Genomic DNA, 21,328 nt, shown 5'->3' on the forward strand with positions numbered 1-21,328 from the left:
GTTAACGACTGTCCTGCATGGAATTCAGAATCTGTTGGAAACTGGCGAAACGCTGTTCACTGATGCTGCCATCTTCCAGTGCAGACAGGAAGGCGCAACCCGGCTCCTGATCATGACGGCAGTCACGGAAACGGCAATGACCCTGGAGTTCGGCCAATTCACGGAAGCCGTGCAGCACCTGCTCTTCAGTCATGTGCCAGAGCGCAAATTCGCGGATTCCGGGCGAGTCGATCAGGTCGCCCCCGTCGGGGAAGTGGAACAGGCGTGCGGTCGTGGTGGTATGGCGGCCCTTGCGGCTCTGCTCGGACAGGGCGCCTGTTTTGAGATCGGCGCCGGGCAGCAGGCTGTTGATCAACGAGGACTTGCCGACACCGGACTGGCCCACAAAGACACTGATATGGCCGGCCAGCATCGCCTTGAGTTCATCAAGTCCGTGGCTGCTGGAGGTGGAGGCGGTCAGGGTACGATAGCCCAGCTCCTGGTACTGTGACAGCAGGGGCTCCAGGCGTTCACGATTGTCGTCGTTGAGCAGGTCGGCCTTGTTCAAGAGCAGGACAGGCTCAATGCCACTGGCCTCGGCTGCGACCAGATAGCGGTCGATCAGGTTGGCATGGGCATAGGGCTCAACCGCGATCACGATGACAATGTAATCGATGTTGGCAGCGACCGGCTTGAGTTCACCCTGGTTGTTGGGGCGCAGCAGTTCGCTGTGGCGATCCAGTGCCGCTACGACTACGCCGCTGTCGGGCGAGCGGCGCCAGATGACGCGGTCACCGGTGACCAGTTGGCCCAAATGCGTTCGCATATGGCAGCGCTGGATTTCACCGCGCTGTTCGCCTTCCAGTACTTCGACATCTACCTGGCGGCCGAAATGAGAAATGATCAGACCCTGTTGTTCGGGCCCCAGGTCGCTGCCTTCAAGCTGGTCCTCGATAAGGGCGTCACGTTTTTCGGCGCGGGCGGCCCGCTCCTGCTGAATTTTGTTGATGCGCCAGGCCTGGCGTCGATTTACCTTGCGTTTTCCCATTCCGGAGGCTTTGCTCATTCACTGCTGGGGTAGTTGACGTGCTAAGGTATTCCAAACCGAACCAAATTGACAGTTTTGCCGACGGAGAAGCGTGGATGGCGATCAAGGACAACCTGATCTGGGTCGATCTCGAAATGACAGGTCTCAACCCGGATACAGACCGGATTATCGAAATGGCGGCCATTGTAACGGACAGCGATCTTAATCTGATTGCTGAAGGCCCGGTCATTGCGGTACATCAGGCCGATACAGTGCTGTCGCACATGGGTGAATGGTGTACGCGACAGCACGGTCAGTCCGGTCTGACGGATCGGGTCCGTGCCAGCAAAATCTCTGAAACTGAAGCAGAACAGCAGATGCTGGCGTTCCTGCGTCAGCACAGTGAGAAGGGTGTGTCACCCATGTGTGGCAACAGCATTGGTCAGGACCGCCGTTTCCTCTGGCGCTACATGCCGGAACTGGAAGCCTTTTTCCACTACCGCAACCTGGATGTGAGTAGCATCAAGGAGCTGGCCAAGCGCTGGAAGCCTGAGGTGATGGATGGTTTCCGCAAGCAGGGTACGCACTTGGCACTTGATGATATACGTGAGTCCATTGAGGAGCTGCGCCACTACCGCCGCCACTTCTTCCGCCTCTGATTTACTCCGGCAGGCGACGTGCGCCGGGATGGGCCAGTATGGGCAGGGCTGCAGACGGCTCCTTGTCACAACTGGCCCTCTGTCTTTCAGCCAGTTGTGCCAGTGCCCAGTCGATATGCTCCCTTACCAATTCACTGGCGTCAGTGCGCCTGGCGCGCAGAGCGTCGATGATCGCTTTGCCACCTCGGCTGTTTCCCAATGCGACGGCCAGGTTACGCTGCCAACCTTCATAGCCGGTACGGCGAATCGCCGACCCTTCGGTTCGCTTCAGGAAGGTCGGCTCATCCCATCGAAACAGCTCCAGCAGATCGGCCTGCTCAAGGCCATGGCGGGGCTGGAAATCCGTTTCATCGCTACGTTTGGCAAAGCGGTTCCAGGGGCAGATCAGCTGACAGTCATCACAGCCGAAAATGCGATTGCCCATCAGGGGGCGCAGCTCCGGCGGAATCGCAGCCTTGCTCTCAATGGTCAGGTAGGAAATACAGCGGCGCGCATCAAGCACGCCCGGCTCGGGAAAGGCTTTGGTTGGGCAAATATCGATACAGGCGCTGCAGCGGCCACAGTGTGATTCGGTTTCGGGTGGGTCGATCGGCAGCGGCAGATCGATAAACAGCTCTCCCAGCAGGAACCAGGAGCCTGCACTGCGATTGAGCAGCAGGGTGTGCTTGCCGATCCAGCCAAGACCTGCATTCCGCGCCAGCGGTCGTTCCAGTACCGGTGCGCTGTCCACGAAAGGACGGAAGCGTACTTCCCTGTCGCCCAGCTGTTTCTCCAGCCATTGTCCCAGCTGCTTGAGGCGCTTGCGCATGGTCTTGTGATAGTCGCGCCCCAGGGTATAGCGCGCGATGTAAGCCTTATCAGGATTGCGCAACACGCCCGTAACCGGTGCGCCTTCTGGCAGGCAGTTCATGCGCAGCATGATGATGCGCTGGGTGCCGGGAACCAGCAGTGTCGGGTCCAGGCGTTTGTCGATATTCTGGTTAAGGTAATCCATGCTGCCCTGGTAGCCCTGCTCCAGCCAGTGCAGCAGGTGTTCGGCTTCCGCACTGGCATCGGGCAGGGTGACGGCACAATCGGCAAAGCCAAGTCGCAGAGCCTCCTGCTTCAGCTCGGCTTTTAGTTGCTCCAGTTGTGTTGCACTGAATTCGGGCATAGTGTCCAGAGGGGTTAGATGTCCGGCTGTTGAAAGTCTCGGGAACCGGATGTGTATTGGCCAGTCCATCTTCTATAATGAACTGATAACAAAGGAGAAAGCCATGACGAGCAGAGCCGATCTACCCGCTGCATTATACACGGCAGAGCAATGCCGTGCGCTTGATCGCACCGCAATAGAGCAGTTTGGCGTACCTGGCTTTCGCCTGATGCAGCGTGCCGGGCATGCGGCATTTGTGGAACTGCAAAGCCGCTGGCCGCATGTGAAAAGGCTCACGGTTGCCTGTGGTGCAGGCAATAACGGCGGTGACGGTCTGATCATAGCCGGGCTGGCTCGCCAGCAGGGCTTGGAAGTGCAGGTGCTGGTGGTACAGGACGATTATGCTGCTCGTCTGCAGGGAGAGGCCCTGGCGGCCTGGCAATGGGCCGAGGCTGTTGGTGTTGAGCTGGAGCGCTGGCAGCCTGAGCAGGAGCTGACAGGTGAGGTTCTGGTTGATGCGCTGCTGGGTACGGGGCTGAACGGCCCTGTGCGCGGTGACTGTGCCAAGCTGATTCGCCAGTTCAATCGCAGCCCGCGGCCTGTCATGGCTGTGGATATTCCCTCAGGCCTGTGCAGTGATACCGGGCAGGTGTTGGGCGTTGCGGTTAAGGCCGAGCGCACGGTGACGTTTATCGGTCTCAAGCAGGGGCTGATGACCCATGAGGGCGTTGATCACTGTGGCGAGCTGCTGTTTGATGCCTTGATGGTGCCAGAGGAAGTGTACGAAGAGGTGCCCATGAGTGCCTTTCGTACTGATCGTGATGATCTGGCAACGCTGCTGCCGCCACGCAAGCGCTCCTCGCACAAGGGGCTGTTCGGTCATGTCATGATTATCGGTGGTGACTATGGCATGGGCGGTGCGGCCCTGATGGCGGCCGAGGCGGCTGCCCGTAGTGGTGCGGGGCTGGTATCACTGGCAACGCGTCCTGAGCATGTGGCTGCTGCCCTGACCCGTGCGCCGGAGGTGATGGCGGCCGGGGTCAACTCGGGGCAGGATGTGCAGCCGCTGCTGCAGAAACCCGATGTGCTGGTGGTGGGACCAGGGCTTGGGCAAAGTGCCTGGGCAGACCAGTTGTTACAGCAGGCATTGAATACTGGACTGCCGCTGGTACTGGATGCAGATGCGCTCAACCTGCTGCGCACGCGTCTGGGGAGCCATGCCGGCAAGCATGACTGGGTGTTGACGCCTCACCCCGGGGAGGCGGCGCGTTTGCTGGGCTGCCAGACCGAGGATGTTCAGGCTGACCGTTTTGCGGCTGTACGTGAGCTTCAGGCCATGCTCGGTGGCACCGTAGTGCTCAAGGGGGCCGGCAGCCTCACCTTTGACGGCGATATGGTGCATCTTTGCAGTGCCGGTAACCCGGGAATGGCCTGTGGTGGCATGGGGGATGTGCTCTCCGGTATCATAGGTGCCTTGCGGGCACAGCGCCTGAGTACGGTCGATGCCGCACGAGCGGGGGTGTTTGCCCATGCCAATGCCGCCGATCTCTGTGCAGCAGAGCAGGGGGAAAGGGGCTTGCTGGCGACCGATCTGGTCGCGCGAGTGCGACGGGTTCTTAACGGGATTGGATGACGAAAGGGTAGTCTGAATGAAACAGGTGCTCGCTGATGAGCAGGCCATGGCGGCGTTTGGTGCCGCACTGGCGGCCAGTGTTACCGAAGGCGGTGTGATTTTTCTGCGTGGTGATCTGGGCATGGGGAAAACAACCCTGAGTCGAGGTGTGCTGCGTGGTTGTGGTCATACAGGTTCGGTTAAAAGTCCTACCTATACGCTGGTCGAACCCTATGACACCCCGTCCGGCCCGGTATTCCACTTCGACCTTTACCGTCTGTCCGATCCGGAAGAGCTGGAGTATCTGGGCATTCGCGATTATTTTACTGAACATGCGCTATGTCTGATTGAGTGGCCCGACAAGGGGGCTGGTGTGTTGCCGAGCCCGGATCTGGAGATTCAGATCGAACTGTCGGGCACCGGTCGGTCGTTGTTATTGACGCCGGTCACTCAAAAAGGACATGCCATGGTCGATAACCTTAGTAATACAACGACTGAATTGGCGGGTGATGACTAAACTGCTGCGTGCTTTCACAGTATTGATGCTGCTCTGCGTGCCGGTGTTGAGCCTGGCAGGCCAGGAGGTGCGCAATGTGCGTGCCTGGCTGGCGCCGGACAATACTCGGCTGGTGTTTGATTTGAGTGGCCCGGTGGAGCACAAGCTGTTCACCCTCAATGGTCCGGATCGCGTGGTTATCGATATCGATGACACCCGGCTGAAGGCCTCGTTGAAGGGTCTGGGGCTGGAGAAAAGCCCTATCGGCGACATTCGCTACAGCCATCGTGATGAAGGTCTCAGGGTTGTATTGGACCTCAAGGATAAGGTACGTCCCAAGAGCTTTGACCTGGCTCCCAATGATCAGTACGGCCATCGTCTGGTGGTCGATCTGGCAATGCAGGCCAAGGCTACGGTCACCAAAACCGTGGTGCCTGTGCCGGGCGAAGGCGGCAAGCGGGACATTGTTGTCATGATCGATGCCGGTCATGGTGGCGAAGACCCTGGGGCCATAGGACCGGGCGGTGTGCGGGAAAAAGATGTGGTTATGGCCATTGCCCGCAAGCTCAAATCGATGGTCGATGCCAAAAAGGGTTATCGTGCTGTCTTGACCCGTACCGGGGATTACTACATCAGTTTGCGCGGTCGTACCAGTAAAGCACGCAAAAGTAACGCTGACCTGTTTGTTTCCATCCATGCGGACGCCTTCAAGGATGCCCGGGCCCGTGGCGCATCCGTGTGGGTGCTGTCGGGCCGGGGCGCAACCTCCGAAATGGGCCGTTGGCTGGCGCGCCGGGAAAACAGTACCGACTTGATCGGTGGTGTGGGCAGTTTAAGCCTGGATGACAAGGACGATGTGCTGGCCAGTGTTCTCTTGGATATGTCGATGAATGCCAGTCGCAAGGACAGTCATCAGGTGGCGTCCCGCATCCACGGCAATATGGCAAGCTTCGCCCGCATGCACAAGAAACACGTAGAGCAGGCCGGCTTTGTGGTACTCAAATCGCCCGATATTCCCTCGATTCTGGTGGAGACCGGGTTTATTTCCAACCCGGGCGAGGCGCGCAAGCTGAAAACCTCGTCCTACCAGAAGCAGATGGCAGAAGCGATCTTTCGCGGTATTACCGACCACTTCTGGAGCAAGCCGCCGGCTGCAACCTATATCGCCTGGCAGAAGCAGAATGGTAAGCGTGATGCCGGGCCGCGGCTGTATAAGGTTGTGTCCGGTGATACCCTGTCCGTCATTGCCCAGCGTAACGGTGTCTCTCTCAAGCAGTTGCGTCGGGCCAACAAACTCAGCAATGACCGCATTCGAGTCGGTCAGGTGCTGCGCATCCCCGCAGGCTAACGTTTAATCAGGATTTTATGGCTGCAATTCACCTGCTGTCGCCGCAACTGGCTAACCAGATTGCGGCGGGCGAAGTTGTTGAACGTCCCGCATCAGTGGTCAAGGAGTTGCTTGAGAACAGCCTCGATTCGGGTGCGGATCGGATCGAGCTGGATATCGAGCAGGGCGGCGTCAAGCTGATCCGTCTGCGTGATAATGGTTCAGGTATCGAAAAAGACGACCTGCCGCTGGCGTTGAGTCGCCATGCTACTTCCAAAATTCTCCAGCTGGAGGATCTTGAGGCGGTGGGCAGTCTGGGGTTTCGCGGTGAGGCCCTGGCCAGTATCAGCTCCGTGTCCCGCTTTACGCTGACATCACGTACCTCAACCCAGGATGCGGCCTGGTCCGTGTCGGCCCAGGGGCGTGACATGTCCACTGAAGTGGTGCCGGCGGCTCATCCGGCTGGCACAACGGTGGAGATGCGTGATCTCTTCTTCAATACACCGGCACGGCGCAAGTTCCTGAAGACGGAGAAAACCGAGTTTCGTCATCTTGAAGAAGTGGTAAAGCGGCTGGCGCTGAGCCGCTATGATGTAGGCTTTGGTTTGCGCCATAACGCCAAGGTAGTGCATCAGCTGCGTCCGGCGGATACCGAGATCGCCCGTGAGCAGCGCCTGGGGCAGTTGTTGGGCAAGGCGTTTGTCGAGCAGTCCGTAGCGCTGGATGTGGTCGCCGAGGCTTCGGGGCTGAGGCTTTGGGGCTGGATGGGGCTGCCGACGTTTTCCCGTTCCTTGCCGGATCAGCAGTATTTCTTTGTAAACGGGCGCGTGATCCGTGACAAGGTCGTCACCCATGCGGTGCGTCAGGCCTATCAGGATGTGCTCTTCCATGGCCGTCATCCGGCCTATGTGCTCTATCTGGAGCTGGACCCGGCGCTGGTGGATGTAAACGTTCACCCGACCAAGCACGAGGTCCGCTTCCGCGAAAGCCGTCTGGTGCATGACTTTATTTTCCGCACCCTGTTCCGTGTGATTGCCGACCTCCGCCCTCAGGATCAGGCGCCGGCTCAGGCTGAGCCCGCTGGTGCTGATACAGGTATGGCGCAGGAGGCTTTGCAGCCACCGCAGGCGAGAGCGGATCTCTCATCCCTGCGCCAGCGCCCCATGGGGTTTGATTATGGTGCTGGTCAGCGCGGAACAGGTAATGCTCCGGATACTGCATCCCAGGTAAATGACCAGATTCGGGCCTATGGCGCCCTGCATCAGCCTTCCGGGACGGCGCCATCTTCCGCCATGCCGGCTGTGGGGGCTTTTGCCATGCCGACGGAGCAGGAAGGGGAGGCTCCGCCGCTTGGTTATGCGCTGGCACAGCTGCACGGGATCTACATCCTGGCGCAGAATACAGAGGGGCTGGTGCTGGTCGATATGCATGCAGCCCACGAGCGTATCGTCTACGAACGCATGAAGCAGTCCTTTGAACAGGATCGAATTCGCAGCCAGCCATTGCTGGTGCCGGTTAATCTCTCGGTCAGTGCCCGCGAAGCGGATATTGCCGAGGAGCTGCCGCAGGAGTTCCACCGCCTCGGGTTCCGGCTGGAGCGCATGGCGGAAGAATCGTTGGTGATCCGGGAAGTACCGGTGGCGCTGGCAAAAGCCAATGTGGAACAACTGGTGCGAGATGTGCTGGGTGATATGCTGCAATTCGGTACCAGTGATCGCATTGAAGCACACCTTAACGAGCTGCTGGCGACAATGGCCTGCCATGGTGCAGTTCGGGCCAACCGACAGCTGACCGTGCCTGAAATGAATGGCCTGCTGCGAGATATGGAGCAAACCGAGCGTAGCGGTCAATGTAACCATGGCCGACCCACCTGGACCCAGCTCAACCTGGGTCAGCTGGATAAACTGTTTTTACGAGGGCAATAATGCTGACAAGCAAGGGGCAAAAGCCGAAGGTGATCTTTGTGATGGGGCCGACGGCCTCGGGCAAGACCGACCTGGCCATGCAGCTGTGCGACCGACTGCCCTGTGAATTGATCAGTGTGGACTCGGCGATGGTATTCAAGGAGATGGATATAGGCACGGCCAAGCCTTCTGCAGAAGAATTGGCGGCCTATCCGCACCGCCTGGTGGATTTTCTTGATCCTGCTGAAGCCTATTCGGCTGCCCAGTTTCGGGAGGATGCTCTGGCTGCAATTGACGATATTCAGGCCGCTGATCACATTCCGGTACTGGTTGGCGGAACCATGTTGTATTTCAACGCTCTTAAGCAGGGGCTGGCCAAACTGCCGGAAGCTGACCCGGAGCTGCGTCAGCGTATTGAAGCGGAAGCGGCTGAAAAGGGCTGGCCCGCGATTCATGCGCGGCTGGCTCAGGTTGACCCTGAAGGCGCCGAGCGCTTGAAGCCGAATGATGCGCAGCGCTTGCAGCGTGCGCTGGAAGTGTTTGAACTGACCGGTCGTCCCATCAGTGACCACTGGCGTGAACAGGATGAGGTTGAACTGCCGTTCGAGATTATTCCCATTGCCCTGGCACCGGATGATCGCGCTGTCTTGCATGAGCGTATAGAGCTGCGTTTTGATCTCATGTTGAAGGCCGGGTTTGAGGATGAAGTAAGGGCGCTGTGGCAGCGGGGTGATCTGCATGCCGGCATGCCCTCGATTCGCTGCGTCGGCTATCGCCAGATGTGGTCCTGGTTTGCCGGTGAATATGATCGTGAAACCATGCGTCAGAAAGGGATTGTGGCAACCCGGCAGTTGGCAAAACGCCAGTTAACCTGGTTGCGAGGTTGGGATGGGGTTAACTGGTTGCCAACCGGAGACAGTAATTTGCTGGTGCGCGCCTTGAAACTGGTCGACCCTGCCGTTATATAATGAATTCGGGTATGATCGCGCGCAAACTCTGTTTGCATCATGCAGGTGCATGACGCCGAGTCGGCATAACCGTATACATACAACTACACTTATAAATTGATTTCCATTCTGGAAGGAGTTTGCAATGTCAAAAGGGCAGTCTCTACAAGACCCTTACCTGAACGTCCTGCGCAAGGAGCGTATACCTGTATCCATCTTTTTGGTGAACGGTATCAAGCTGCAGGGCCAGATCGAATCCTTTGATCAGTTCGTGATCCTGCTGAAGAACACTGTCAGTCAGATGGTGTACAAGCATGCCATTTCAACAGTAGTGCCTGCGCGCCCGGTGAAACTGCCGGTGGCCGACGACAAGCCTGCTGAATGAGGTATTAATTGTTTTTTGAGCGTCCCGAATCGGGCGAGCGCGCGATCCTCGTCCATATCGATTTTTCCAGTGAAGAAGATCGCGAAAACCCCCGAGAACTCGAAGAGTTAGCCCTCTCCGCCGGCGCCGATCCAGTCGAATTTCTGACCGGGTCGCGTGCCGACCCCAGCCCCAAGTTTTTTTTGGGTAAAGGCAAGGTTGATGAGCTGGTGGACCTGGTGCGAATGCACGAGGCCGAGCTGGTTATCTTCAACCATGCCCTGAGCCCGGGTCAGGAGCGCAACCTGGAGCGTGAACTCAAGTGTCGGGTATTGGACCGTACGGGTTTGATACTGGATATTTTTGCTCAGCGCGCACGTACCCATGAGGGTAAGCTGCAGGTGGAATTGGCCCAGCTTGAACACATGTCGACCCGCCTGGTCCGTGGCTGGACCCACCTTGAACGACAGAAGGGTGGTATCGGTCTGCGTGGTCCGGGTGAAACCCAGCTGGAAACCGACCGACGCCTGCTGCGCGCACGCATCAAGGCGATCCTCAAGCGTCTTGAGAAAGTCCGCAAGCAGCGCGACCAGGGGCGACGCGCCCGTCAGCGTGCCGAGATCCCCGCGGTTTCACTGGTGGGGTATACCAACGCGGGCAAATCGACGTTGTTCAACCGCATGACCACATCCGAGGTTTATGCGGCTGACCAGCTGTTTGCCACCCTGGATCCCACCCTGCGCAAGATTGAGCTGGCTGACGTGGGGCAGGCGATTCTGGCCGATACCGTTGGTTTTATCCGTCACCTGCCGCACAAACTGGTCGAAGCCTTCCGTGCAACCCTTCAGGAAACCACGGATGCAAGCCTTTTGCTGCATGTCATCGATTGCTACGATGAGGAGCGTCGAGAGCATATTGAGCAGGTTGATGCGGTGCTGGAAGAGATCGGCGCAGCCGAAGTTCCCGTATTGCAGGTATACAACAAGATCGACCAGCTTGAAGATGCCGAGCCGCGCATCGATCGCGATGAGGACGGAGTGCCTTGGCGTGTTTGGGTGTCGGCTGTCAGCGGTGAAGGCATTGATCTGCTGCTTGAAGCCATCAGCGAGCGATTGGGCGAGGAAATGTTCCATGAGGTGTTGGATCTGACACCGGCAGATGGCAACTTCCGTGCTCAGCTCTATGCTCAAGGTGGTGTAGTAAAAGAAGCGGTGGACGAGCAGGGGCATATTCAGCTGGAAGTGCGTCTGCAAATGAAGGATTTCAAGCGGCTTTTGAGTCGTCTGGGGTTGAAACAGGAACAATACGTGCCGCAGGCGGTCGATTAACGGGACCGTTGCGGTCATAATCGCAGCATCAATAACAGGTAACTCAGCGGTTTAATACGGAGAACACTATGGCCTGGAATGAGCCCGGCGGGAATGGTGATAACCATGACCCCTGGAGCGGCGGTAGCAACCGCGGCAAACGTGGCGGTGGCAACGATCAGGGACCGCCCGATCTAGACGAGGCAATGCGCAAGCTGCAGGACCGCCTTGGCGGCATCTTCGGTGGCGGCAAGAAGCGCGGCGGCTTCGGCGGCGGTGGTGGCAAGGGTGGCAGCAGCGGCTTTTTTGTCGTGCTGATCGTCCTGGCTGCACTGTTCTGGGCCGGTATGGGCTTCTACACAGTTGACCAGCAGGAGCGTGGTATCGTTCTGCGTCTGGGTAAGTACCATGACACGGTACAGCCCGGCCTGCAGTGGAACCCGCCGCTGATCGATGAAGTGCAGAAGGTGAATACCACACGTCTGCGTACCTATGACCATCGCTCTCTGATGCTGACGGCCGATGAAAACATCGTAGATGTGGACATGACCGTGCAGTACGTGGTGTCTGATCCGGCACAGTTCACGCTCAAGGTGCGTGACCCCAGTGACAGTCTTGCGCAGTCTTCCGAGTCTGCCCTGCGTCATGTGGTCGGTACCTCTGACATGCACGGTATCCTGACAGAAGGGCGTGATACGCTCGCACTGCAGGTGCAGGCACGTTTGCAGAGCTACATGGACAACTACACCACTGGTCTGACGATCTCCAAGGTCAACATCAAGAATGCTCAGGCACCGCGACAGGTGCAGGATGCATTCGATGATGTGATCAAGGCGCGTGAGGACGAGCAGCGTGCCAAGAACGAAGCCGAGGCCTATGCCAACGGCATCGTGCCTGAGGCCCGTGGTCGTGCGCAGCGTCTGCTGGAAGAGTCCAACGCATACCGGGAAGAAGTGGTTGCCAAGGCAACGGGTGAAGCCAGCCGTTTCAAGGCGCTTCTGGGCGAGTACCAGAAGGCTCCTCAGGTTACTCGTGAGCGTCTGTACATTGACACCATGCAGGATGTGATGGGTCGTACCGGCAAGGTGATGGTTGATGTGGAAGGCGGCAACAACATGATGTACCTGCCTCTGGATCGCCTGACATCTCAGCAGCCGCTGACAGGTGGCAGCAATACGGCCAACCGCAACATTCGCCTGGATGACGAAACCGTGCGCCAGATTACCGATCAGGTCCTGGAAGAAACACGCAAGCGCACGCAGTCCACTTCTGGTCTGAGGGAGGGACGCTAATGAAACCTACTTCAATGTTCGGACTGATCGCGCTGCTGCTGGTAGTGATGATCGGCTCCAAATCTGTCTATATCGTCAAGGAAACAGAGCGTGCCATCAAGCTGCGCTTCGGTGAGGTTGTGGAAGCGGATATCCAGCCGGGTCTGCACTTCAAGATTCCGTTTGTGAACACCGTGCGCAAGTTCGAAGGTCGAACCATGACCCTGGACGCGCGCCCCCAGGCGTTCCTGACGCTGGAGAAGAAGCGTTTGATCGTGGACTCTTTCATCAAGTGGCGTATCGACAATGTCGAGAAGTACTACACCGCCACATCGGGTGATGAGTTCCGTGCGGCCGACCTGCTGTCCTCACGTATCGAAACCAGCCTGCGTAACCAGTTTGGTGAGCGTACGCTGACCGAGGTGGTATCCGGTGCGCGTGAAGAGGTGATGGGTGATGTTATCCGCGCCTTGAGCGATCTGGCGCAGTCAGAGTTGGGTATCGAAGTCATCGATGTGCGTGTGAAGCGTATCGACCTGCCGCAGGAAGTCTCTTCTTCAGTGTACGAGCGTATGCGTACCGAGCGTCTGCGTTTGGCACGTGAGCTGCGTGCACGTGGTAAGGAGCTTGCTGAAGGTATCCGTGCGGATGCGGATCGTCAGCGTACCGTTATCCTGGCAGATGCCTTCCGTGAAGCCGAAACCATTCGTGGTGAGGGTGATGCGCAGGCAGCGGCTATCTACTCTGAGGCCTTCCAGCAGGACCCTGAGTTCTACGCGTTCTACCGTAGTCTTAAGGCCTATCGTGAGTCCTTTGCCAGTGGTGGCGACCTGTTTGTTCTGGATCCGGATAGCGAGTTCTTCCGTTACCTGAACAGCTCTCAGGGCATGAGCGTTCCACAATAGTCGAACAGAGTACTGCTCAAATCGGGTGCCTATGGCACCCGATTTCGTGATAGGATTAATTAACCGGGTCTGCGCCCGGTTTTTTTGTGAATTACAGACCACATGACAGCGGAGTAACGCATGGCATTGGCAGATCGCTGGTTGCTGCCCGACGGAATTATGGAGCTGCTGCCGCCACAGGCACGGCAGGTTGAATTAATGCGCCGGAAGGTCCTGGACCTTTACCATCGCTGGGGTTACGAGCTGGTGATGCCGCCTATCGCGGAGCATCTCGAATCCCTGCTGACGGGTGTAGGTCATGATCTTGACCTGAATACCTTCAAGGTAACTGATCAGGTTAGCGGGCATACCCTGGGTGTGCGTGCCGATATGACGCCTCAGGTGGCGCGTATTGATGCTCACCGTCTGCGCACAGAAGGCCCCAGCCGCCTGTGTTACTGCGGTTCAGTTCTGCACACACATCCTGCCAATATGCTGGCATCGCGTAACCCGCTGCAGTTGGGTGCCGAGCTATATGGCCATGCCGGTTCCGACAGTGATGTCGAGGTCATCAGCATGATGCTGGAAACCCTGCGCGAAGTGGGTCTGGAGGCTACGATCAGCCTCGACCTGGGTCATGTGGGTATTTTCAGTCGTTTGATGGAGTTGTGCCAGCTCACAGCTGAGCAACAGGCCGATTATCAAGACATGCTGCAACGCAAGGCGCTGCCTGAGGTTGACCGCTTCGTTGCAGGTATTAACAGTGGTTCCGAGCAAACGCGTGAATGGCTGCGAGAGCTGCCGCGTCTGAACGGCTCTGAGGCCGTGCTTGAGCGTGCAGGGCAGCTGTTTGGTCACGATGCGGCCTTGGCTGAAGCGATTCGCTATCTGGGTGGTCTGGCAGCACGTGTTAAGGCTCGCTATCCGGAGGTTGAGGCCTATTTTGACCTCAGCGAACTGCGTGGCTATCACTACCACACCGGTGTGGTGTTTGCGGCTTATACCCCTGAATATGGTCAGGCGCTGGCCAAGGGCGGTCGCTATGACAATATCGGTGAAGATTTCGGGCGTGCGCGCCCGGCAACAGGCTTCAGTGCTGATCTGAAAACCCTGTTGGATCTGGCCGGGTGCCTGGAATTGCCGTCCGAATCGGTAATTTTTGCACCTGCAGGTGATGCTGAAGGGCTTCAGGCGGCTATCGCTGCGTTGCGCAGTGCAGGCGAGCGTGTTGTACAGCAGCTCGACGGTGAAACGATTTCTAGCGGGCAGGCTGGCCGGCATTTGGTTGCCGAAGCTGGTGCCTGGGTCGTCAAAGACCTCTAAGCGTTTTTTTTGAACTTTAAGAGTATTCGAGACAGCAATGGGTAAAAACGTCGTTGTTCTGGGCACCCAATGGGGTGATGAAGGCAAGGGTAAGATCGTTGATCTGCTGACCGAGCAGGTTGCCGCCGTGGTCCGCTTCCAGGGTGGCCATAACGCAGGCCATACGCTGGTCATTGATGGTGAGAAGACTGTTCTGCACCTGATTCCCTCCGGCATTCTGCGTCAGAATGTTCTGTGCCTGATCGGTAATGGTGTGGTGCTGTCCCCGGACGCGCTGCTGAAAGAAATTGCCGAGCTGGAAGAGAAGGGTGTCCCGGTTCGTGACCGCCTCAAGCTGAGCCCGGCCTGTCCGCTGATCCTGGCGAGCCATGTTGCTCTGGACCAGGCGCGTGAACTGGCGCGCGGTAATGCCAAGATCGGTACAACCGGTCGCGGCATCGGTCCTGCCTATGAAGACAAGGTTGCACGCCGTGGTCTGCGCCTGGGTGATATGGCGGACCCCGAGCGTTTTGCAGCCAAGCTGAAGGATGTGCTGGAATATCATAACTTCATGCTGCAGAACTACTACAAAGTCGACGCCATCGACTTCCAGCAGACCTATGACAGCTGCATGGAAATGGCCAAGACACTGGTGCCGATGATCACTGACGTGACGGCCAAGCTGCACGAACTGCGCAAGCAGGGTGCAAGCATCATGTTTGAAGGTGCCCAGGGTTCTCTGCTGGATATTGACCACGGTACTTACCCGTTCGTAACCTCCTCCAACACAACGGCGGGTGGTACATCCACCGGCAGTGGTTTCGGTCCGCTCTACCTGGACTACATTCTGGGTATCACCAAGGCATACACCACGCGAGTGGGTGGCGGTCCTTTCCCGACCGAACTGCATTGTGATGTGGGTCAGCGTCTGGCCGAGCGTGGTCATGAGTTCGGTGCGACTACAGGTCGTGCGCGTCGTTGTGGCTGGTTCGATGCCGTAGCACTCAAGCATGCGATCCAGATCAACTCTGTCTCCGGCATCTGCCTGACCAAGCTGGATGTACTGGATGGCCTTGAGCAGATCAATATCTGTGTTGGCTACCAGGATGAAAACGGTAATCCGGTCAGCTCTCTGAGCGGCAGTGAAGACTACGAAGTCATCAAGCCGATCTACGAAGAGGTGGCTGGCTGGACTGATTCAACGGTGGGTGTTAAGTCCATCGATGAGCTGCCGGCCAATGCGCGCGCTTACATCACGCGTCTGGAAGAGCTGATTGAAGCGCCGATTGATATCATCTCGACCGGTCCGGATCGTAACGAAACGATTGTACTGCGTGATCCGATGAGCGTCTGATTCCGGAGCGCTGGATACAAAAAAACCGCATCATTCGATGCGGTTTTTTTATGCCCGGCCTGCAGAGCAGGCCGAAACGGAAGTGATTAACGCAGGCCTTCAGCTGTAGCAGGGTGCAGCGTGCGCAGCAGGGCCTTGAGTAGTTTGGCGTTACTGGTGATCAGATTGCCGCGCTCGTTGTACTGGTTGCCACCGGAGAAGTCGGATACCAGGCCGCCGGCTTCACGGATCAGCAGCAGGCCGGCTGAGAGCTCGGTGCTGTTGAGGCCGATCTGGTAAAAGCCGTCCAGGCGACCCGCTGCTGTGTAGGCCAGGCTCAATACCGGGGAGCCGCTGTTATGCAGGGTCGCGCCAACCTGCATGATTTCCTGCATCATGCGGGTGTGGGATTCGATCCAGGGCTTGTCGCTGCTGCGGGCATGATAACCGGTGCCAATGATGGCGCCTTCAAGGCTGGTACGGTTGCTCACGCGCAGGCGTTTGCCGTTCAGCTGGGCACCCTTGCCGCGGCTGGCGGTGAACTCTTCGCCGAACATGGGGTTAAGAACCACGCAGTGTTCGGCGCGGCCGTTAACAAAACCGGTGATGCTGAGGGCAAACATCGGCAGGGCGTTGGAGAAGTTGGTCAGGCTGTCAATCGGGCTGACGTGCCATTCGCATTCACCGGGGCCTTCACCGATCGGGGCGTGGTGGCCGCTGTATTCGCCGATCAGGCTGTGATGCGGGTAAGCCTTCTGGATCTGAGTCACGATGGTGCCTTCTGCCTGCTGGCAGAGGTCACTGATGAACTTGGCCACATCGGCCTGTTCGGATTTGATCAAATCAAGGCGTTCCAAAGCGCGAGAGACCTGTTCACCTGCGGTGCGGGCAGCTCGCAGGGCAATATTAACCATTGGTTGCATCAGTGTTGGTGTCCAGTTTCAGAGTTGGCAAAGTCATATTGTAGCTTAGTACGGTGCTGCGCTGAACAGGTGGTCTTCAACTCGTCAATGATCTGTTAGAATACCCGCCTTTTAGCGGCGTATCTGAGATGTCTGATCACATTCGCATTGTACTGGTGAACACAACCCATCCGGGTAATATTGGTGGCGTGGCACGTGCCATGAAGAACATGGGGCTGAATGATCTCTGTTTGGTGAGCCCCAAGTGTTTTCCCCATCCGGATGCTGATGCGCGTGCCTCGGGTGCGACCGACGTGTTGGAGCAGGCGCAGGTTGTGGATAACCTCGATGAAGCGCTTGCCGACTGCGAACTGGTATTCGGCACCAGTGCGCGTGAGCGGCATATCCCCTGGCCGCTGGTTAACCCGCGTGAGCTGGCGGCGATTGCAGCACCCCTCAAGGGCAAGGCGCGAGTGGCGATTCTGTTCGGGCGCGAAGACCGTGGTTTGACCAATGAAGAATTGCAGCGTTGCCACCACCACGTGCATATTCCTGCGGTTGAAACGTTCAGCTCGCTGAATATTGCCGCTGCGGTGCAGGTCATTACCTACGAACTGCGTATGGCTGAAGTGGCAGAAGAGCAGGCGGCGCGCCCGCAGTGGGGTACTGACTGGGATATTGAGCTGGCCCCTCAGCGAGAGCTGGAGCTGATGTTCGAGCATCTGGAGCGTACGCTGGTGAAGATTGATTTCCTCGATCCTGATAATCCACGCCAGCTGATGCCGCGTCTGCGCCGGCTGTTGCAGCGAGCAGTGCCGGATAAGGTAGAAGTGAATGTGCTCAGGGGTATTTTGACCGCCATGGAGAAACAGGTCGCGCAGCCGCAGCGAGGAGAGGGCGATGATTGAGCAAATGAAAGAAGACATACGTTCGGTATTTCACCGCGACCCGGCTGCCCGCAATGCTTTTGAAGTACTGACGGCCTATCCGGGGCTGCATGCCATCTGGTCGCACCGCGTGGCCAATGCCCTCTGGCGCCGTAACTTCAAATGGCTGGCCCGTATGGTGTCCAACCTGGGGCGCTGGCTGACCGGGATTGAGATTCATCCGGGCGCTACCATTGGTCGACGCTTTTTCATCGACCACGGTATGGGCGTTGTGATCGGTGAAACGGCCGAAATTGGTGATGATGTCACCCTGTATCACGGCGTTACCCTGGGTGGAACCAGCTGGAACAAGGGCAAGCGCCATCCGACTCTGGGCAATAATGTGGTCTGTGGTGCCGGCGCCAAGGTGTTGGGGCCGATCAACATAGGTGCAGGTGCCCGCGTTGGTTCCAATGCTGTGGTTACCCGGGATGTGCCCGAGGATGCCACGGTGGTTGGTATTCCGGGGCGTATCATCAAGCGCCAGCCGGAAGAGGAAAGCCCGGAAGAACTCAAGCGACGTCAGATGGCCGATAAGGTCGGCTTTGATGCCTATGCTGTAACCAAAGAGGTGTCTGACCCGGTGGCGCATGCCATTCGCTGCCTGCTGGATCATATGCAGGCGATGGATCACAAGGTTGATGGCATGGGTAAGGCGCTGTGTGAGCTTAAGCCCGAGTACTGTGATGAGCAGCTGCCGGAGCTGAAAAGTGAGGATTTTGAAGCGGCTGTAGATGATTGCAGTGGCATGCCGGGGCAATCCGATACGGAAGCGCCGGGCGAACAGGTTAAGGAAAAGACCGACTAAAATACTCGGGTTAATAGTTGACTGGTTTACTGGGGAATTGCATAATGACCTCATGCTGTAAAGCGTGAATACGAGGATTGTTATGCGATTGACCACCAAGGGTCGCTACGCTGTGACCGCGATGCTGGACTTGGCCCTGCATGAAGGCAAGGGTCCGATTAGTCTGGCCGACATTTCCGAGCGGCAGGGGATTTCACTCTCTTACCTGGAGCAGCTTTTTGCCAAGCTGCGCCGCAATGAGTTGGTGCGCAGTGTGCGAGGCCCCGGCGGGGGTTATCAGCTCAAGCGCGAGCAGGGGCAGATCAATGTGGCCGAGGTCATTGATGCGGTCAACGAGTCTGTCGATGCGACGGGATGTCAGCATAATGGCGGTTGCCAGGGCGGGGAAGTCTGTCTGACCCACCACCTTTGGTGTGACCTGAGTGACCAGATTCACGGTTTTTTGAGTAGCATCAGCCTGGCTGATCTGGTGGCGCGTCGCGACGTACAACAGGTTGCGGACCGTCAGCAGCGCCAGGTCGATCAACTGATTGCCAGCAGCACCAAACAACCAGCGCGTAACAAAGCAGCTGTGTGAGAGTTTTTGGAGAGACACGATGAAACTGCCGATCTATCTTGATTATGCCGCTACCACGCCGGTTGACCCGCGTGTGGCAGAGAAAATGACCGCTTGCCTGACTCTGGATGGCAACTTCGGTAACCCGGCATCTCGTTCTCACCTGTTCGGCTGGAAGGCCGAAGAGGCGGTGGAGAATGCCCGCCGTCAGGTGGCCGATACGCTGGGCGCTGACCCGCGTGAAATTGTCTGGACATCCGGCGCGACCGAGTCCGACAACCTGGCGATCAAGGGTGTGGCGCGTTTCTACAGCAAGAAAGGCAAGCACATTATTACATCCAAGATCGAGCATAAGGCCGTTCTGGATCCCTGCCGCCAGCTGGAGCGTGAAGGTTTCGAGGTAACCTACCTTGAGCCGAACAGCGATGGCATCATCGCGCCGCACCAGGTTTCTGAAGTGCTGCGCGACGACACCATTCTGGTATCGCTGATGCACGTGAACAACGAAATCGGCACCGTTACTGATATTGCCGCCATCGGTGAAATCACCCGTGCCAAGGGTGTTCTGTTCCATGTGGATGCGGCGCAGAGCGTAGGTAAGCTGCCGATCGACCTGAAAGAAATGAAAGTTGATCTCATGTCGGTCTGTGCACACAAGATTTATGGCCCCAAGGGTGTCGGTGCTCTCTACGTACGCCGCAAGCCGCGTGTACGTCTGGAAGCGTTGATCCATGGTGGCGGTCATGAGCGTGGTATGCGCTCGGGTACACTGCCGACCCACCAGATCGTGGGTATGGGTGAGGCTTTCCGTATTGCAACTGAAGATATGGAAGCCGAGCAGGCACGCCTGGAAACCTTGCGTCAGCGTCTGTGGAATGGCGTCAAGGATATGGAAGAGGTGCACATTAACGGTTCTACCGAACAGTATGTGCCGGGCGTTCTGAACATCAGCTTTGCCTTCGTTGAAGGTGAATCGCTGCTGATGTCCATCAAGGATCTGGCGGTGTCTTCCGGTTCCGCTTGTACATCTGCAAGCCTGGAACCGTCCTATGTGCTGCGTGCACTGGGCTTGAACGATGAGCTGGCGCACAGCTCGATTCGTTTTTCGCTGGGCCGTTTTACCACCGAAGAAGAGGTGGATTACGCCGTCGCACAGGTACGCACCGCAGTGGAGAAACTGCGTGAGTTGTCACCTCTGTGGGACATGTTTAAAGACGGCGTGGACCTGACCAAGGTCGAGTGGGTCCACCACTAAGGTCCGCAAGTAGAATAATTGGAGACTAGTCATGGCTTACAGTGAACAGGTAATTGATCATTACGAAAACCCGCGTAACGTCGGTAAGATGGACGCGGAAGACCCGCATGTCGGCACCGGTATGGTGGGTGCGCCCGCCTGTGGTGATGTCATGCGCCTGCAGATCAAGGTTAATGATGAGGGTGTCATCGAAGATGCGCGCTTCAAAACCTACGGCTGCGGTTCTGCCATCGCATCCAGCTCCCTGGTGACTGAATGGGTCAAGGGTATGACGCTGGATCAGGCGAGCGAGTTGAAAAACGCGACTATCGCTGAAGAACTGGCGCTGCCGCCGGTGAAAATTCACTGCTCGGTACTGGCTGAAGATGCCATCAAGGCCGCAGTGGACGACTACCGTAAGAAGCAGGATAAGTAATATACCGCAACGGGGAGCCTGGCTCCCCGTGAATGGGGTTTCTATGGCAATAAGCATGACACAGGCTGCGATCGATCACGTATCACGTTATCTGGAATCGCGTGGCCACGGTGAAGGTATTCGTCTCGGGGTGAGAACATCTGGTTGCTCGGGTATGGCCTACGTACTCGAGTTCGTTGACCAGAGCGAGCCGGAAGACGAGATCTTCGAATTTGGGGGCGTGAAAGTTGTGATCGACCCCAAGAGTCTGGCTTACCTGGACGGGACCGAGCTGGATTTTGTGCGTGAAGGGCTTAACGAAGGGTTTCAGTTCAACAACCCGAATGTCCGCAGCGAATGTGGCTGTGGTGAGAGCTTCAACGTCTGACCCGTTCGGGTGAATGAGGTCGGTATGGATATTACACGCAATTATTTTGAATTCCTGGGGCTGCCGGTTGGCTTTGATGTTGACCAGTCCCAGCTGTCCGAGCGTTACCGCTCACTGCAGCAACAGCTGCACCCGGACCGCCATTCGCATCAGTCCGACCGCGAACAGCGTCTGGCCGTGCAGTACAGCACCTATCTGAATGAAGCGCTGGCGACGCTCAAGTCCCCCCTCAAGCGCGCCCAATACCTGCTTTCCCTGAAGGGGATCGATACCCTGTCCGATTCTCGCTCCCAGCTGGACCCCATGTTTTTAATGGAGCAGATGGAGTTGCGCGAGCGCGTTGCCGAGGCTGCCGATCACGCTGATCCCGAAGCCGAGCTTGAAGCGCTGGACCAGCAGGTTACCAAGGCTCTGAAGCAGCTGCAGGCTGAATTTGCCCAGGCCTGGGCTGATGCCGCGCTGGAGCAGGCAGAGCAGGCGGTCCGCAAAATGCAATTTATGGTGAAGCTGCAGTCTGAAGTGGAAGCGCTGGAAGACAGACTGTTCGACGACTAA

At 57.5% G+C, this 21,328-nt stretch carries 22 protein-coding genes; 19 read left to right on the forward strand and 3 right to left on the reverse strand.

Going from position 1 to position 21,328, the window contains the following annotated elements; translation table 11 throughout:
- Nucleotide 1: 1 nt before the first annotated feature.
- Nucleotides 2-1,027, reverse strand: coding sequence for a small ribosomal subunit biogenesis GTPase RsgA (rsgA, locus tag O3C79_RS06340; RefSeq protein WP_494385779.1), 1,026 nt, complete (start codon nucleotides 1,025-1,027; stop codon nucleotides 2-4).
- 95 nt (nucleotides 1,028-1,122) lie between these two features.
- Here rsgA and orn point away from each other — a divergent pair, with 95 nt between their 5' ends.
- Nucleotides 1,123-1,665, forward strand: a complete 543-nt coding sequence (gene orn / locus O3C79_RS06345) for an oligoribonuclease (RefSeq protein WP_010322524.1) — start codon at nucleotides 1,123-1,125, stop codon at nucleotides 1,663-1,665.
- 1 nt (nucleotide 1,666) lies between these two features.
- Here orn and queG read toward each other — a convergent pair whose 3' ends face one another.
- Nucleotides 1,667-2,818, reverse strand: a complete 1,152-nt coding sequence (gene queG / locus O3C79_RS06350; RefSeq protein ID WP_494385248.1) for a tRNA epoxyqueuosine(34) reductase QueG — start codon at nucleotides 2,816-2,818, stop codon at nucleotides 1,667-1,669.
- 103 nt (nucleotides 2,819-2,921) lie between these two features.
- On the opposite strand from queG, the gene O3C79_RS06355 reads away from it, so the two are divergent.
- From O3C79_RS06355 to O3C79_RS06405, 11 genes are all read left to right on the forward strand, one after another.
- Nucleotides 2,922-4,430: an NAD(P)H-hydrate dehydratase gene (locus O3C79_RS06355; RefSeq protein ID WP_494385249.1), complete on the forward strand. Its 1,509-nt coding sequence runs from the start codon at nucleotides 2,922-2,924 to the stop codon at nucleotides 4,428-4,430.
- 16 nt (nucleotides 4,431-4,446) lie between these two features.
- Nucleotides 4,447-4,926, forward strand: coding sequence for a tRNA (adenosine(37)-N6)-threonylcarbamoyltransferase complex ATPase subunit type 1 TsaE (tsaE, locus tag O3C79_RS06360; RefSeq protein ID WP_494385250.1), 480 nt, complete (start codon nucleotides 4,447-4,449; stop codon nucleotides 4,924-4,926).
- A complete protein-coding gene (locus tag O3C79_RS06365; protein ID WP_494385251.1) occupies nucleotides 4,919-6,253 on the forward strand; it encodes an N-acetylmuramoyl-L-alanine amidase in 1,335 nt (444 codons plus the stop codon). Before tsaE ends, O3C79_RS06365 begins: the two co-directional genes overlap by 8 nt.
- Nucleotides 6,254-6,270: 17 nt before the next feature.
- Nucleotides 6,271-8,157: a DNA mismatch repair endonuclease MutL gene (gene mutL, locus O3C79_RS06370; protein WP_494385252.1), complete on the forward strand. Its 1,887-nt coding sequence runs from the start codon at nucleotides 6,271-6,273 to the stop codon at nucleotides 8,155-8,157.
- Nucleotides 8,157-9,104 carry a tRNA (adenosine(37)-N6)-dimethylallyltransferase MiaA gene (gene miaA / locus O3C79_RS06375; protein WP_494385253.1) on the forward strand — a complete coding sequence of 316 codons (948 nt, stop codon included), beginning with the start codon at nucleotides 8,157-8,159 and terminating at the stop codon, nucleotides 9,102-9,104. The genes mutL and miaA overlap by 1 nt, the downstream gene beginning before the upstream one ends.
- A gap of 124 nt (nucleotides 9,105-9,228) precedes the next feature.
- Nucleotides 9,229-9,468, forward strand: a complete 240-nt coding sequence (gene hfq / locus O3C79_RS06380; protein ID WP_010322517.1) for an RNA chaperone Hfq — start codon at nucleotides 9,229-9,231, stop codon at nucleotides 9,466-9,468.
- Between the two features lie 8 nt (nucleotides 9,469-9,476).
- Nucleotides 9,477-10,775: a ribosome rescue GTPase HflX gene (gene hflX, locus O3C79_RS06385; protein ID WP_494385254.1), complete on the forward strand. Its 1,299-nt coding sequence runs from the start codon at nucleotides 9,477-9,479 to the stop codon at nucleotides 10,773-10,775.
- A 68-nt stretch (nucleotides 10,776-10,843) separates the two neighbouring features.
- Nucleotides 10,844-12,046, forward strand: coding sequence for an FtsH protease activity modulator HflK (gene hflK, locus O3C79_RS06390; protein WP_494385255.1), 1,203 nt, complete (start codon nucleotides 10,844-10,846; stop codon nucleotides 12,044-12,046).
- Complete coding sequence (hflC, locus tag O3C79_RS06395) at nucleotides 12,046-12,930, forward strand: protease modulator HflC (protein WP_494385256.1); 885 nt, start codon at nucleotides 12,046-12,048, stop codon at nucleotides 12,928-12,930. Before hflK ends, hflC begins: the two co-directional genes overlap by 1 nt.
- Nucleotides 12,931-13,050: 120 nt before the next feature.
- Entirely contained in the window at nucleotides 13,051-14,232 is a 1,182-nt protein-coding gene (locus O3C79_RS06400; protein WP_494385257.1) for an ATP phosphoribosyltransferase regulatory subunit, read from the forward strand.
- Between the two features lie 37 nt (nucleotides 14,233-14,269).
- Complete coding sequence (locus tag O3C79_RS06405) at nucleotides 14,270-15,565, forward strand: adenylosuccinate synthase (protein ID WP_076463215.1); 1,296 nt, start codon at nucleotides 14,270-14,272, stop codon at nucleotides 15,563-15,565.
- Between the two features lie 86 nt (nucleotides 15,566-15,651).
- On the opposite strand, the gene O3C79_RS06410 is transcribed toward O3C79_RS06405, so the two are convergent.
- Nucleotides 15,652-16,467: an inositol monophosphatase family protein gene (locus tag O3C79_RS06410; protein ID WP_029511017.1), complete on the reverse strand. Its 816-nt coding sequence runs from the start codon at nucleotides 16,465-16,467 to the stop codon at nucleotides 15,652-15,654.
- Between the two features lie 128 nt (nucleotides 16,468-16,595).
- Here O3C79_RS06410 and O3C79_RS06415 point away from each other — a divergent pair, with 128 nt between their 5' ends.
- The 7 genes from O3C79_RS06415 to hscB all read left to right on the forward strand — a co-directional run bounded on the left by O3C79_RS06415 (nucleotide 16,596) and on the right by hscB (nucleotide 21,328).
- Nucleotides 16,596-17,354, forward strand: a complete 759-nt coding sequence (locus O3C79_RS06415) for an RNA methyltransferase (protein WP_076463214.1) — start codon at nucleotides 16,596-16,598, stop codon at nucleotides 17,352-17,354.
- Nucleotides 17,347-18,180 (forward strand): serine O-acetyltransferase, encoded by an 834-nt coding sequence (gene cysE / locus O3C79_RS06420; RefSeq protein WP_076463213.1) that lies wholly within the window; start codon nucleotides 17,347-17,349, stop codon nucleotides 18,178-18,180. The genes O3C79_RS06415 and cysE overlap by 8 nt, the downstream gene beginning before the upstream one ends.
- An 82-nt stretch (nucleotides 18,181-18,262) precedes the next feature.
- Nucleotides 18,263-18,757, forward strand: a complete 495-nt coding sequence (gene iscR, locus O3C79_RS06425; RefSeq protein ID WP_010322507.1) for a Fe-S cluster assembly transcriptional regulator IscR — start codon at nucleotides 18,263-18,265, stop codon at nucleotides 18,755-18,757.
- A gap of 19 nt (nucleotides 18,758-18,776) precedes the next feature.
- Nucleotides 18,777-19,991: an IscS subfamily cysteine desulfurase gene (locus O3C79_RS06430; protein WP_494385258.1), complete on the forward strand. Its 1,215-nt coding sequence runs from the start codon at nucleotides 18,777-18,779 to the stop codon at nucleotides 19,989-19,991.
- A gap of 31 nt (nucleotides 19,992-20,022) precedes the next feature.
- On the forward strand, nucleotides 20,023-20,406 hold the full coding sequence (gene iscU, locus O3C79_RS06435) for a Fe-S cluster assembly scaffold IscU (protein ID WP_010322505.1): 384 nt from the start codon (nucleotides 20,023-20,025) through the stop codon (nucleotides 20,404-20,406).
- A 43-nt stretch (nucleotides 20,407-20,449) separates the two neighbouring features.
- A complete protein-coding gene (iscA, locus tag O3C79_RS06440; protein ID WP_010322504.1) occupies nucleotides 20,450-20,773 on the forward strand; it encodes an iron-sulfur cluster assembly protein IscA in 324 nt (107 codons plus the stop codon).
- A gap of 24 nt (nucleotides 20,774-20,797) precedes the next feature.
- Nucleotides 20,798-21,328 carry a Fe-S protein assembly co-chaperone HscB gene (gene hscB / locus O3C79_RS06445; RefSeq protein WP_076463210.1) on the forward strand — a complete coding sequence of 177 codons (531 nt, stop codon included), beginning with the start codon at nucleotides 20,798-20,800 and terminating at the stop codon, nucleotides 21,326-21,328.

The organism is Marinobacterium sp. NO-S09, assembly GCF_059179545.1.

Excerpts from the sequence above, each read along its gene's own strand:
- orn (WP_010322524.1), top strand. The coding sequence starts at position 1,123 with ATGGCGATCAAGGACAACCTGATCTGGGTCGATCTCGAAATGACAGGT.
- iscR (WP_010322507.1), top strand. The coding sequence starts at position 18,263 with ATGCGATTGACCACCAAGGGTCGCTACGCTGTGACCGCGATGCTGGAC.
- iscU (WP_010322505.1), top strand. The coding sequence starts at position 20,023 with ATGGCTTACAGTGAACAGGTAATTGATCATTACGAAAACCCGCGTAAC.
- O3C79_RS06365 (WP_494385251.1), top strand. The coding sequence starts at position 4,919 with ATGACTAAACTGCTGCGTGCTTTCACAGTATTGATGCTGCTCTGCGTG.
- queG (WP_494385248.1), bottom strand. The coding sequence starts at position 2,818 with ATGCCCGAATTCAGTGCAACACAACTGGAGCAACTAAAAGCCGAGCTG.
- cysE (WP_076463213.1), top strand. The coding sequence starts at position 17,347 with ATGATTGAGCAAATGAAAGAAGACATACGTTCGGTATTTCACCGCGAC.
- mutL (WP_494385252.1), top strand. The coding sequence starts at position 6,271 with ATGGCTGCAATTCACCTGCTGTCGCCGCAACTGGCTAACCAGATTGCG.
- iscA (WP_010322504.1), top strand. The coding sequence starts at position 20,450 with ATGGCAATAAGCATGACACAGGCTGCGATCGATCACGTATCACGTTAT.
- hscB (WP_076463210.1), top strand. The coding sequence starts at position 20,798 with ATGGATATTACACGCAATTATTTTGAATTCCTGGGGCTGCCGGTTGGC.
- hfq (WP_010322517.1), top strand. The coding sequence starts at position 9,229 with ATGTCAAAAGGGCAGTCTCTACAAGACCCTTACCTGAACGTCCTGCGC.
- miaA (WP_494385253.1), top strand. The coding sequence starts at position 8,157 with ATGCTGACAAGCAAGGGGCAAAAGCCGAAGGTGATCTTTGTGATGGGG.
- O3C79_RS06415 (WP_076463214.1), top strand. The coding sequence starts at position 16,596 with ATGTCTGATCACATTCGCATTGTACTGGTGAACACAACCCATCCGGGT.
- O3C79_RS06410 (WP_029511017.1), bottom strand. The coding sequence starts at position 16,467 with ATGCAACCAATGGTTAATATTGCCCTGCGAGCTGCCCGCACCGCAGGT.
- hflC (WP_494385256.1), top strand. The coding sequence starts at position 12,046 with ATGAAACCTACTTCAATGTTCGGACTGATCGCGCTGCTGCTGGTAGTG.
- O3C79_RS06355 (WP_494385249.1), top strand. The coding sequence starts at position 2,922 with ATGACGAGCAGAGCCGATCTACCCGCTGCATTATACACGGCAGAGCAA.
- hflK (WP_494385255.1), top strand. The coding sequence starts at position 10,844 with ATGGCCTGGAATGAGCCCGGCGGGAATGGTGATAACCATGACCCCTGG.
- rsgA (WP_494385779.1), bottom strand. The coding sequence starts at position 1,027 with ATGGGAAAACGCAAGGTAAATCGACGCCAGGCCTGGCGCATCAACAAA.
- O3C79_RS06430 (WP_494385258.1), top strand. The coding sequence starts at position 18,777 with ATGAAACTGCCGATCTATCTTGATTATGCCGCTACCACGCCGGTTGAC.
- tsaE (WP_494385250.1), top strand. The coding sequence starts at position 4,447 with ATGAAACAGGTGCTCGCTGATGAGCAGGCCATGGCGGCGTTTGGTGCC.
- O3C79_RS06405 (WP_076463215.1), top strand. The coding sequence starts at position 14,270 with ATGGGTAAAAACGTCGTTGTTCTGGGCACCCAATGGGGTGATGAAGGC.
- O3C79_RS06400 (WP_494385257.1), top strand. The coding sequence starts at position 13,051 with ATGGCATTGGCAGATCGCTGGTTGCTGCCCGACGGAATTATGGAGCTG.